This is a genomic window from Rhodovulum kholense (assembly GCF_003053725.1).
GTDB lineage: Bacteria > Pseudomonadota > Alphaproteobacteria > Rhodobacterales > Rhodobacteraceae > Rhodovulum > Rhodovulum kholense.
Window position 1 is genome coordinate 321755 of sequence record NZ_QAYC01000003.1, and the last position, 11846, is coordinate 333600.

An 11846-nucleotide genomic window follows, 5' to 3' on the forward strand; every position below is an offset into this window, starting at 1 on the left:
CGTCTAGCGCAGCCGCAAATTCGGCGCAGGTCCCAGCGGCACCGGGCCGAGCCAGACCTGCCCCAGCGCAAGGCGCAGCGGCACGTCCAGCATGTCGGGCCGCCCCGACAGCCCCGCCAGCAGTCCCAACGCCGCGTCCAGCCGGTCCGCCAGCGGCGCGGAAAGCCGCCCCGAGCCGCGCGCAAGCGCGATCATCTCGCGCCAGTTGGTGGCCCGCAGCGTGATCGTTCCCGAGGGCTGGCCCTCGGCATCGACATCGAAGCGCCCGGCCGCCTTCAGCGCCAGATCGCCCCATTGCGCGTCGAGCCGTCCGATCTCGACCTGTTGCAGCTGCGGGCGCCGGTCCTCGACCGCGTGCCGGTCCCAGGGCGTGTCGAAGACCGCCACGGCCTCGAGCGCGATCCGGTCGAAGACTGGCGGCAGAAGCCCCGCGGGGTCGAGCGTCGCGACAAGCCCCTCGGGCGGGCGCATGCCGCTGGCCCTGAGCCGCAGCCGTTGGGCGCCGGGGCGGTCGTCGAGCGCGGCGGTCTCGATCTCGGCGCCATCCATCGAGGCGCGCCAGCCCGCATCCGACACCAGCCCGAAGGCGCCGACCGAAAGCCGCGCCGAGGCAAGCTCCAGCGCGAGGCCCGGGCGGAAGGCCAGCGCGCCGGTCATCGCTTCGGCGGTGACTTCGATCCGCTCGGCGGGTGTCGCGATCCGCTGGGTCTCGGGCCAGCGGACGGTGACGTGTTGCGGCCGGTGGCTGCGCGCGGAAAATCCGAAGCCGGGCATCGACCAGGCGAGCCCGGTGCGCGGATCGGCCAGGTCCAGAGGCGAGAGACGGGTGTCGAAACGGGTGGGGAAGCCGCTCACCGAGATGCGGCCCGCATCGGCCACCCAGCCCTCGGCGCGGCGGGCATCGAGCCAGGCTGCAAGACCCCGTTCGATCCCGCGCGCGGCCAGCGCCCAGTAGCCCGACCAGGCCAGCGCCGCCAGCAGCGCCAGAGACAGAAGAAACCGCATCGCCGGGGCCCCCTTTCGTCCCATGCCCCGATGAGGGTAACAGGGGGCGACGGGAAAGGACCAGACGATGCAGGACGGCTTGTGGGTTTTCGGCTATGGATCGCTTCTGTGGAAGCCGGGCTTCGAGGTGGCCGAGCGGCGGCTCGCGCGGCTTGACGGCTGGCATCGCAGCTTCTGCATGCGCTCGATCCACCATCGCGGCACCGAGGCCGAGCCGGGGCTGGTGCTGGCGCTGGATGCCGCGCCGGGGGCCTCTTGCCATGGCGTGGCGCTGCGGGCCGCGCCGGGGACCGAGGCGGCGACCCTGGCCGCGCTGCGCGAGCGCGAACTGATCTCGTCGGCCTATTTCGAGGTCGAGCTTGAGGTGACGCCCGAGGCGAGCCCGGACGGGACGGTGCCCGCGCCCTTGCGAGTGGTGGCCTATGTGATCGACCCCGATCACGTGCAGTATTGCGGCGGGCTGCCGCTGGAGGAACAGGCGCGCATCATCGCCCGCGCGCGGGGCGGGATGGGACCGAACGACGAGTACCTGTTCAACACGGTGGCGCATCTGGCCGAACTGGGCCTGTCGGACCCCGATCTCGACTGGCTCGCCCAGCGGGTCAGGGCGTTGCAAACGGATTGATTGTTGTGGGGCCGCCCGGCTTCGCCTAGTCTCTGCCCCAGGAATGACCGGGCCAGAACCCAATCCCATGGACAAGACTCCCCGCGAGGCCGAGCCGCAGTTTTCCAGACCGCTGCGGCAGGTTGTGTTGATGACCAGTTCCTGCGTGCTGTTCGCGACGGGAGCCTATCTGGCCTACCCCCAGGTGGCGCCGGTCTTCATGGCCAGCCCCTATCTGAACGGGGCCATCTTCTTTGTCTTTCTGATCGGGGTCGCGACCTGCTTTCTGCAGGTGATCCAGCTGGGCGCCTCGGTGCGCTGGATCGAGGATTTCGCCTCGGGCATTCCGGGGCACAACCTGACCCGCGCGCCGCGGCTGCTGGCGCCGCTGGCGGCATTGCTGCGCAAGCGCCGCGACAAGCGGATGCAGATCAACACGGGCTCGGCCCGCACCATCCTCGATTCCGTCGCAACCCGGATCGAGGAACAGCGCGACATCACGCGCTATCTGACCAACCTCTTGATTTTCCTTGGGCTTCTGGGCACATTCTACGGGCTGGCCACGGTGGTGCCGGCGGTGGTGGACACCATCCGCTCGCTCGCGCCCCGCGAAGGCGAGGGCGGCGTCGAGGTGTTCGGGCGGCTGATGACCGGGCTCGAAAGCCAGCTGGGCGGCATGGGCACGGCCTTCGCCTCGTCGCTTCTGGGGCTCGCGGGCTCGCTGGTGGTGGGGCTGCTCGAGCTGTTCGCCGGGCATGGCCAGAACCGGTTCTATCAGGAACTCGAGGAATGGCTGTCGTCGATCACCCGGCTCGGGTTCTCGTCCGGCGACGGCGAGGGCGAAGTCAGCGCCGAGGTCGGTCTTCTGGCTGCCACGCTCGACCAGCTGGCCGAGCAGATGGAGGGGCTGCACACGCTTTTCGCCGAATCCGAGGGCGAGCGGGTGGCGCTGGAAAGCCGGGTCGGCACGCTGGCCGAGGCGGTCAATACGCTGGGCGCGGCGATGGAGCGGCAGCTTGACGACACCCGCGCGGTGACGGACGCGCTGTCGCGGGTGGCCGATGCGCAGGGCCGCGCCACCGCTGCCATCGAGGCGCGGATGGGCGAGGAGGGCGCGCTGGCCGATGCCGAGGCGCGGATGCGGCTGCGGTCGATCGACGTGCAGCTTCTGCGCATCCTCGAAGAGATTTCCGCCGGGCGTCAGGAGACGGTCACCGATCTGCGCGGCGACCTGGCGGCGCTGGGTCGGGTGCTGTCGCGACTGGCGCCCGGGGACGAGCGGTGGGGCTGAGATGGCCCTGACCCGGCGCAGCGGCGGACGGTTCCAGGCCACGATCTGGCCGGGCTTCGTCGATGCGATGACGGCGCTGTTGCTGGTCCTGATGTTCGTGCTGTCGATATTCATGCTGGTGCAGGAGATGCTGCGCGAGACCATCACCGGGCAGAAAAGCGAACTGACCGAGCTGAATGCCGAGCTGTCGGCACTGGCCGATGCGCTGGGAATGGAACGGCAGCGCGCCTCGGGGCTGCAAGATCAGGTGGGCGAGCTGGGCGCTGCGCTGAGCACGGCGCGCAGCGATGCCGAGGCGCAGGCCGCGCTGATCGCGACGCTGCGCGACCGGGTCTCGGTGGGCGAGGCCGATCTGGCCGCCGCGCGGAGCCGGATCGACGATGTCGAGGCGCGCCTGGCCCAGATTTTGACCGAGCGCGATGCGGCGCAGGCGCGGGGCGATGCGCTGGCGGGCGAGGTGGCCGATCTCAAGGGCACCCGCGACCGGCTGGAGGCGGCGCTGGCTTCCACCCGGCAGGAGGTCGATGCCCAGACCGAGGCTGCGCGGCTGGCCGCGGCGCGACGCGAGGCGCTGGAGGCCCTGATTGCCGACCTGCACGCCCGGAACGCTGAAACCGAGGCGGCGCGCGCGGAACTGGCGGACAAGGTCGAAAGCACCGAGGCCGCGCTGTCGCAGGCCGAGAAGGACCGTCTGGCCGAGGCGGCGGCGGCTGCGGCGCTGCGCGACAAGCTGGCCGGGTCCGAGGATGAATTGACCGCCATGAGCCTGGCGCTGGAAGAGGCCCGCAAGCGCGCCGAGGACACGCTGACCCTGCTGGCGGCGGCCGAGAAGGCGCGCGATCAGGCCGCGACGAAGGCCGAGGGCGCGCTGGACGAGGCCGACCGGCGCGCGGCGTTGCTGGCGGTGGCGAACGAGACGCTCGACAAGGAAGAGGCCAAATCGGCCGAAAGCCAGCGGCAGGTCGAGTTGCTGAACCGGCAGATGGCGGCGCTGCGCGGCCAGCTGGGCCATTTGCAGGGGCTGCTGGACGCGGCCGAGGATCGCGACGCCGCCGCGCGCGTCCAGATCGAGACGCTGGGCAGCAAGCTGAACGCGGCGCTGGCGCAGGCGGCGTCCGAACAGCGCGCGCGCGCCGAGCTGGAAGAGGCCGCGCGCCGGAAGGCCGAGGAAGAGGCCGCGCGGCTGGCGGCCGAGAAGAAGACGCTGGAAGGCTACCGGTCGGAATTCTTCGGGCGCATGCGCACCCTTCTGGCCGGGCGCGAGGGCGTCAGGATCGTGGGCGACCGCTTCGTGTTTTCGTCAGAGGTGCTGTTCGAGACCGGCAAGGCGGATCTGTCGGACGATGGCGAGGCGCAGATCGCCAATGTGGTGTCGATCCTGCGCGAGGTCGCGGGCGAAATCCCGCCCGATATCGACTGGATCCTGCGGGTCGACGGCCATACCGACGATGTGCCGCTGGCGAAGGGGGCCGATTTCGCCGACAACTGGGAACTGAGCCAGGCCCGCGCCCTGTCGGTGGTGCGCTACATGACCGAGGATCTGGGCTTTCCGCCCGACCGGCTGGCGGCGGCGGGCTTCGGCCAGTACCAGCCGGTGGCGGCGGGCGACAGCCCGGAGGCGCGCGCCCAGAACCGCCGGATCGAGCTGAAACTGACCGAGCGCTGAGCGTCAGCGCCGCCGCCGTCCCTTGGGAACCGGCAGCGGGCGCACCCGCTTTTCGATCTCGTCGTACAGCATGCCCGCGATGTTCTTGGCCGAGGCCTTCTCGATTCCCTCGAGCCCGGGCGAGGAATTGACCTCCAGCACCTTGGGCCCGTCATGGGCGCGCAGAACGTCGACCCCGGCGAGGTTGAGCTTGAAGGCGCGGGCCGCGCGCACCGCGGTTTCGCGTTCCTGCGGGGTGATCTTGACCGGCACCGCATAGCCGCCCTGATGCAGGTTCGACCGGAATTCGCCCTCGGCGCCAGTTCGTTTCATTGCCGCCACGACCTTCGATCCGACGACAAGACAGCGGATGTCCTCGCCCGCGGCTTCCTTGATGAAGCGCTGGACGAGGAACGAGGCCTTCAGCCCGCGAAAGGCCGAGATCACCGATTCGGCCGCGTTGGTGGTTTCGGCCAGCACGACGCCCTTGCCCTGCGTCGATTCCAGCAGCTTGACGATCAGCGGCGCGCCGCCCACCAGCGAGATCAGGTTGCCGGTATCCTTGGGCGAGGCGGCAAAGGCGGTCGTCGGCATGCCGATCCGGTGCCGGGCGAGGATCTGATGGGCATGCAGCTTGTCGCGGCTCGCGGTGATGCCTTCGGAGCCGTTGACGCAATAGGTGCCGATGGTCTCGAACTGCCGGATGACGGCGGTGCCGTAGGCGGTGACCGAGGCGCCGATCCGCGGGATGATCGCGTCATAGCGGGGCAGGCGGGCGCCGTCGTAATGGACCTCGGGCGCCAGCGCGTCGAGCGCCATGTAACAGCGCGCGGTGTCGATCACCTCGACCACATGGCCGCGCGTCTCGCCCTCGGACACCAGCCGCGCGGTCGAATAGTTGTGCGGCTCGCGGCTGAGCACGGCGACGCGCAGCACCCGCGCGGGCGCCACCTCGCGCACGCGCTGGCTGTGATAGACGTCATAGGACAGGATCGGCTGGCAGAAACTGTCGACCGGGCTGACGAGGACGTCCTCGCCCAGCGCCTGCCGGCCCAGCAGCATCCGGTAGGCCATGCCGCCCCGGTGGGTCAGGGTCAGCTCGATCGGCCAGCGCCGCTCGCCCACCACGATGTCGGCGGCGATGACATAGCGCCATTCGGAATCGCCGTTCGACGAGGTCACCTCGCGGCGGTCGACGACGGTGGCCGAGCAGGGGATCGACAGATCCTCGCGCCCGGGGATCGGATGCACCGCAAAGCGGACCTTGGGCCGCGAGGCGGGCCCGAAGGGCTCGATGTCGAAGGCATGCAGCGCCGAGGTCTTGGCCCCGGTATCGACCTTGGCCTTCATCGCGGGCAACCCCAGCTCGGGCAGCGAGATCCATTCTTCCCAGCCAAGGCGAAAGCCCGGGAGCGCCAGTTCGGTGTGCTCGGTCATGCGGATCGTCCTGTGCGGTGGCCGGGCGCGCGGCCCGTTTCCTTCCCAAGTGCTGTCCGGTGTCCTGTCCCGAGGCCGGACCTGTCGCGCCCTGTTAGCGAAGCCCGCTCCGGGGGCACAAGCGGCGCATCGTCCCGGGGCCGGAGATTTTCGTCTGAAGCGGCGCGCCGGAGCCTCTGTCCCCGGCCGCGCCGGGCTGATATGCGAACGTCCATGACGACATTCGGTTTCACCCTTCACGCTACCGACGGTGCCGCGCGCACCGGCGCCATTGCAACCCCGCGCGGCACGATCCGCACCCCCGCCTTCATGCCTGTCGGCACCGCCGGCACGGTCAAGGCGATGCTGCCCGAAAGCGTGGCGGCGACCGGCGCCGACATCCTGCTGGGCAATACCTATCACCTGATGCTGCGGCCCGGGGCCGAGCGGGTGGCACGCCTTGGAGGGTTGCACGCCTTCATGCATTGGGACAAGCCCATCCTCACCGATTCCGGCGGCTTCCAGGTCATGAGCCTGTCGGGGCTGAGGAAAATGTCGGAGGACGGGGTCGCCTTCCGGTCGCATATCGATGGCTCGACCCACATGCTGAGCCCCGAGCGCAGCATGGAGATCCAGCGCCTCTTGGGGTCCGACATCGTGATGTGTTTCGACGAATGCCCGGCGCTCCCGGCCTCGGAGGCCGAGGTCGCGCGCGCGATGCGGCTGTCGATGCGCTGGGCCGAGCGGTCGAAGGCGGCGTTCGGCGACCGTCCGGGCCATGCGCTGTTCGGGATCATGCAGGGCGGCGTCACCCGCGAGCTGCGCGAGGAATCGGCCCGGGCGCTGACGGCCATCGGCTTCGACGGCTATGCGGTGGGCGGGCTCGCGGTTGGCGAGGGGCAGGAGGCGATGTTCGGCGTCCTCGACTATGCCACCGGATTTTTGCCCGAGGACCGGCCGCGCTATCTGATGGGCGTCGGCAAGCCCGACGACATTGTCGGCGCGGTCGCGCGCGGCATCGACATGATGGATTGCGTTCTGCCCTCGCGCTCGGGGCGCACGGGGCAGGCCTTTACCCGGCGCGGCGTCGTCAACATCAAGAACGCGCGCCATGCCGACGATCCTCGGCCGCTGGACGAGCACTGTTCCTGCCCGGCCTGCCGCAACTATTCGCGCGCCTATCTGCACCATGTGTTCCGCGCGCAGGAGATCCTCTCGTCGATGCTGCTGACCTGGCACAACCTGCATTATTTCCAGGAGCTGATGGCGGGCATGCGCGCGGCCATCGCCGAGGGCCGTTTCGCGGCCTGGCAGGCGGCGTTCCATGCCAAGCGGGCCGAGGGCGACATCGACCCGCTCTAGGCGGCGGGCGCCGTTGATGGCGGGTTTACCCTGGCGGGGCTTTGCCCGGACGGGGGCCGTCTCGGCGCTTGCGCCGGGTGCGCCGGGCGGGCATTCTGGACCCCGGAACATGGCGGGCATGTTGAATTGGCGACCAATTGCCCCAGATAATGACAGCAGACCGGGGACGGCCATGCGCTGCCGATGATCGGGGCCGGTAGCCGTCCAGCGAACCTAAGGATACCTCATGCCCGAGCATATCAGCTCTTCCTATCCAGTCCTTCCGCTGCGCGATATCGTGGTCTTCCCCCACATGATCGTGCCGCTCTTCGTCGGCCGCGAGAAATCCGTCCGTGCGCTCGAAGAGGTGATGCAGGACGACAAGCAGATCCTTCTGTCGGCACAGATCGACCCGGCGGTGGACGAACCCTCGACCGAGGGCATCTACCGGACCGGCGTGCTGGCCAACGTGCTGCAACTGCTCAAGCTGCCCGACGGCACCGTCAAGGTGCTGGTCGAGGGCAAGACGCGGGTGCGCACCACCGGCTATCTCGACAATCCCTCCTTCTTCGAGGCGAGTTGCGAGCCGCTGTCCGAGGACCTAGGCGACGAGGAGGTGGTCGAGGCGTTGCTGCGCTCGGTCGGCGCCGAGTTCGAGCGCTATGCCAAGGTCAAGAAGAACATCCCCGAAGAGGCGCTGTCGGCGGTCGCCGATACCCGCGAACCGGCCAAGCTGGCCGATCTGGTCGCGGGCCATCTGGGCGTCGAGGTCGCGCAGAAGCAGGAGCTTCTGGAAACGCTGACCGTCGCCGAGCGGCTGGAGAAGGTCTATGGCCTGATGCAGGGCGAGATGTCGGTCCTGCAGGTCGAGAAGAAGATCAAGACCCGCGTCAAGTCGCAGATGGAGCGCACCCAGCGCGAATACTATCTGAACGAGCAGATGAAGGCGATCCAGCGCGAGCTGGGCGATGGCGACGATGGCCAGAACGAGATCGCCGAGCTGGAAGAACGCATCGCTGGCACCAAGCTGTCGAAGGAAGCCTCCGAGAAGGTCGCGGCCGAGGTCAAGAAGCTGAAGTCGATGTCCCCGATGTCGGCCGAGGCGACGGTCGTGCGCAACTATCTCGACTGGATCCTGTCGCTGCCCTGGGGCGTGAAATCGCGGGTCAAGAAGGACCTGACCGCGGCCGAGAAGGTTCTGGACAACGACCATTACGGGCTTGAGAAGGTCAAGGAACGGATCGTCGAATATCTGGCGGTGCAGCAGCGCAGCCAGAAGCTGAAAGGCCCGATCCTCTGCCTCGTCGGCCCGCCTGGCGTCGGCAAGACCTCGCTTGGCAAGTCGGTCGCGCGGGCGACGGGACGCGAATTCATCCGCATCAGCCTGGGCGGCGTGCGCGACGAATCCGAGATCCGCGGCCACCGCCGGACCTATATCGGCTCGATGCCCGGCAAGATCATCCAGGCGATGAAGAAGGCCAAGACCACCAACCCGCTGATCCTGCTCGATGAAATCGACAAGATGGGGCAGGATTTCCGTGGCGACCCGGCCTCGGCCATGCTGGAAGTGCTGGACCCGGAACAGAACGCGACCTTCGTCGATCACTATCTCGAGGTCGAATACGACCTCTCGAACGTGATGTTCCTGACCACGGCCAACAGCTACAACATGCCGGGCCCGCTTCTGGACCGGATGGAGATCATCAGCCTCGCGGGCTACACCGAGGACGAAAAGCGCGAGATCGCCGAACGTCACCTGGTGCCCAAGCAGATGAAGAACCACGGGCTGAAGGCCAAGGAATTCGAGCTGACGCCCGAGGCGCTGACCGAGATCATCCGCCGCTATACCCGCGAGGCGGGGGTGCGGAACCTCGAGCGCGAGATCGCCAAGCTGGGCCGGAAGGCCGTGACCAAGCTGATCAAGAAAGAGACCGACAAGGTCACCATCGGGCCGGATGTCCTCGAGGACTATCTGGGGGTCAAGAAGTACCGCTACGGGCTGGCCGAGAAGGAAGACCAGATCGGCGTCGTGACCGGGCTGGCCTGGACCTCGGTCGGGGGCGATCTTCTGTCGATCGAGGCGCTCAAGTTGCCGGGCAAGGGCCGGATGAAGACCACCGGCAAGCTGGGCGATGTGATGAAGGAATCGATCGACGCCGCCTCGAGCTATGTCCGCTCGATCGCGCCCGAGATCGGCTTCAAGCCGCCGCGCTTCGACAAGATCGACATCCACGTCCACGTGCCCGAGGGCGCGACGCCCAAGGACGGCCCCTCGGCCGGGGTGGCGATGGTGACCTCGATCGTTTCGGTGCTGACCCAGATCCCGGTCCGCAAGGATATCGCGATGACCGGCGAGGTGACGCTGCGCGGCAATGTGCTGGCCATCGGCGGGCTCAAGGAGAAACTGCTGGCGGCGCTGCGCGGCGGGATCAAGACGGTGCTGATCCCGGAAGAGAACGAGAAGGACCTGCGCGAGATCCCCGACAACGTGAAGGAGGGGCTGACGATCATCCCCGTCTCTCATGTCCGCGAGGTTCTGAAACAGGCCTTGGTGCGCGAACCCGAGCCCATCGAATGGGACGAAGCCGCCGAGGAAGCCGCAGCGGCCGCCGCCGCCAAGGCCTCGGGCGGCGAGGCGGCGGGGCAGGTCGCGCACTGACGCGATCCCTTTCCGGGACAGAACCAATGACGCGCCCGAAAGGGCGCGTCTTTTCGCATCCGGCCATCGCAACGGCGACAAGGCGGTGCCTGAAAAAAGCCCAAGCCAATTTTCCCCGACCCTCTTGCAAAGCTCGGCACGGACGGATAACAAGCGCGCCACGGGTGATTAGCTCAGTGGTAGAGCGCTTCGTTCACATCGAAGATGTCAGGAGTTCGAATCTCTTATCACCCACCATCTTCTCAATGGCTTATGGCGTTTTTGCGAAGTGTTCCCGGGTTCACTGACCCTGTCGGAGCTTTGTGACGTCCAGCACGTCGGCTGCGCGGGCCCGGGGGGCAGAAGACCTGGTGCAGATGCCCGGTCACAATGCCGTTGGAATGCCCTGGCAACCTGCTGATACGATCCGTTCTCGACGCGCTTTGCCGAAATGACACATGGTCGGCAGAATCGCGGCTGTCTTGCTCTCTCGATCTCGGGGACCATTGCAGATGCGCAGAGCGGCGGGCGATCACGGCAGTCAGAGCCCGCGCGCAGTCCTCCGCGCTCTGGTCGTCCGGGGCCGCGGGGACGGGCGCATGACCGGCAGCAAGAACGTCGATCCCGGCACGGTCCCGACGCAAGTCCGGGCCGGGTTCCGGACCGTCGGGTGGTTGCGCGGTCTTTCCGCATCTGACCGTTGGTTCTCTGCGCCAGTCCGTTCGGCATCGGCTTGCCCGGCGCGCTGTCATGCCGCTGGATCCGGGTCCCGGTCGCCTGAGTCGCACCGGATGTGTCGGCGGCACCTTGGGGTGTTTCGAGCGGCTGGACGCTCCGTCCATTCGCGAACCGGTCATGACCAATCGACGGGAAACGCACCTTGGGAGGTATTTCCAGGTCCGTCTCGATCCGGCGAGCGGCGCACATGGGTCGCGCCTCAAGCAGGATCCGCGCCGCGCGGCGCCGGTCCGGGCTGGTGAAGCCGCGGGCCCGGGCGGCCAAAGGGAACTTTTGGGGAAGGGAGGCGTTCTCTGGCTGAAGGGCGGCCGTCGGGGTGCCCTTCACGGGGGCGGGCGTTTCGCTTGCGTCAGATGCGCAGGACTTTGCTCAGCGAGGGGCAAGGACCGGCCAGTATCTGCCGGATCGGTGCAACCGGCGGCGCTACGGCTCACATCCCCGTGCTTAGCTCTTTTCAGGGGCGGGCATGAGGATTTTGTTATGAGGTGCGGGATGGCTCCCGGTTCCGCACCAGAATCGTACACACCGCCCCTCCTCCCTGGAGGCGGAGAACAAACGAGAGGCAAGGAGAAGACAATGACATCCTATTTTGCACCCGCCGCGATCGCATTGGGTCTGTCCGCGGCGATGGCCGCCCCGGCGATGGCGGGCAGCTATGCCCCGGCTCCGGCCGAACCCGTGATCGTGCCCGCCGTGCCGGCTGCCGCGCCCGATGGCGACTGGGGCGGCGCCTATGTTGGTCTGAGCTACGGCTATATCGACGTGTCGACCGATAGCGGGGCCCCGGACGATGACAGCGATGCCCTTGGCATCATGGCGGGCTATCGCTGGGACTTCGGCAAGACCGTCGCCGGTGTCGAGGTCGAATATGGTGAACCCGATCTGAACTTCGGCTCGGAAGAGGTCGACTCGGTGTGGCGGATCAAGGGCCAGTACGGCTACGATTTCGGCCGTACCCTGGCCTACGCGACCGCGGGTATCGCGCCCACCGACACCTCGATCGGCAGCGAAACCGGCTATCTGGTCGGTCTCGGCGTCGATTATCAGATGACCCCGAACTGGGTGCTGGGCGCCGAAGTGCTGTATCACGACTTCGACGAATTCGGCAGCTCGGGCGTGGGCGCCGACGCGACCACCGCGGCGGTCCGCGTGTCCTACCGGTTCTGAC

General features: G+C 68.0%; 8 protein-coding genes and 1 tRNA gene. 7 read left to right on the forward strand and 2 right to left on the reverse strand.

Features of this window, described 5'->3' with window-relative positions:
* Nucleotides 1-3: 3 nt before the first annotated feature.
* On the reverse strand, nucleotides 4-1005 hold the full coding sequence (locus C8N38_RS06275) for a DUF2125 domain-containing protein (protein WP_158272312.1): 1002 nt from the start codon (nucleotides 1003-1005) through the stop codon (nucleotides 4-6).
* A 67-nt stretch (nucleotides 1006-1072) separates the two neighbouring features.
* On the opposite strand from C8N38_RS06275, the gene C8N38_RS06280 reads away from it, so the two are divergent.
* From C8N38_RS06280 to C8N38_RS06290, 3 genes are all read left to right on the forward strand, one after another.
* Nucleotides 1073-1630 carry a gamma-glutamylcyclotransferase gene (locus tag C8N38_RS06280; RefSeq protein ID WP_108024982.1) on the forward strand — a complete coding sequence of 186 codons (558 nt, stop codon included), beginning with the start codon at nucleotides 1073-1075 and terminating at the stop codon, nucleotides 1628-1630.
* A 67-nt stretch (nucleotides 1631-1697) separates the two neighbouring features.
* Nucleotides 1698-2900, forward strand: coding sequence for a biopolymer transporter ExbB (locus C8N38_RS06285; protein WP_108024984.1), 1203 nt, complete (start codon nucleotides 1698-1700; stop codon nucleotides 2898-2900).
* 1 nt (nucleotide 2901) lies between these two features.
* The gene (locus C8N38_RS06290; RefSeq protein WP_108024986.1) at nucleotides 2902-4566 is read left to right on the forward strand and encodes a peptidoglycan -binding protein; all 1665 of its coding nucleotides are present in this window, start codon (nucleotides 2902-2904) and stop codon (nucleotides 4564-4566) included.
* A 3-nt stretch (nucleotides 4567-4569) separates the two neighbouring features.
* Here the strand turns inward: C8N38_RS06290 and rimK are convergent, their stop codons facing one another.
* A complete protein-coding gene (gene rimK, locus C8N38_RS06295; RefSeq protein WP_108024988.1) occupies nucleotides 4570-5982 on the reverse strand; it encodes a 30S ribosomal protein S6--L-glutamate ligase in 1413 nt (470 codons plus the stop codon).
* 213 nt (nucleotides 5983-6195) lie between these two features.
* Here rimK and tgt point away from each other — a divergent pair, with 213 nt between their 5' ends.
* The 4 genes from tgt (at nucleotide 6196) to C8N38_RS06315 (ending at nucleotide 11845) form a co-directional block, all read left to right on the forward strand.
* Complete coding sequence (gene tgt, locus C8N38_RS06300; protein WP_108024990.1) at nucleotides 6196-7323, forward strand: tRNA guanosine(34) transglycosylase Tgt; 1128 nt, start codon at nucleotides 6196-6198, stop codon at nucleotides 7321-7323.
* Between the two features lie 226 nt (nucleotides 7324-7549).
* Complete coding sequence (lon, locus tag C8N38_RS06305; protein ID WP_108024992.1) at nucleotides 7550-9961, forward strand: endopeptidase La; 2412 nt, start codon at nucleotides 7550-7552, stop codon at nucleotides 9959-9961.
* A 162-nt stretch (nucleotides 9962-10123) separates the two neighbouring features.
* Nucleotides 10124-10198: transfer RNA gene (locus C8N38_RS06310), tRNA-Val, on the forward strand.
* 1056 nt (nucleotides 10199-11254) lie between these two features.
* Entirely contained in the window at nucleotides 11255-11845 is a 591-nt protein-coding gene (locus C8N38_RS06315; protein ID WP_108024994.1) for an outer membrane protein, read from the forward strand.
* The last annotated feature ends 1 nt before the right edge of the window (nucleotide 11846 follow it).

What these genes read in the sequence shown, in the direction of transcription:
- C8N38_RS06275 (WP_158272312.1), bottom strand. Translation starts at nt 1,005, where the DNA reads ATGCGGTTTCTTCTGTCTCTGGCGCTGCTGGCGGCGCTGGCCTGGTCG.
- tgt (WP_108024990.1), top strand. Translation starts at nt 6,196, where the DNA reads ATGACGACATTCGGTTTCACCCTTCACGCTACCGACGGTGCCGCGCGC.
- rimK (WP_108024988.1), bottom strand. Translation starts at nt 5,982, where the DNA reads ATGACCGAGCACACCGAACTGGCGCTCCCGGGCTTTCGCCTTGGCTGG.
- C8N38_RS06285 (WP_108024984.1), top strand. Translation starts at nt 1,698, where the DNA reads ATGGACAAGACTCCCCGCGAGGCCGAGCCGCAGTTTTCCAGACCGCTG.
- lon (WP_108024992.1), top strand. Translation starts at nt 7,550, where the DNA reads ATGCCCGAGCATATCAGCTCTTCCTATCCAGTCCTTCCGCTGCGCGAT.
- C8N38_RS06290 (WP_108024986.1), top strand. Translation starts at nt 2,902, where the DNA reads ATGGCCCTGACCCGGCGCAGCGGCGGACGGTTCCAGGCCACGATCTGG.
- C8N38_RS06280 (WP_108024982.1), top strand. Translation starts at nt 1,073, where the DNA reads ATGCAGGACGGCTTGTGGGTTTTCGGCTATGGATCGCTTCTGTGGAAG.
- C8N38_RS06315 (WP_108024994.1), top strand. Translation starts at nt 11,255, where the DNA reads ATGACATCCTATTTTGCACCCGCCGCGATCGCATTGGGTCTGTCCGCG.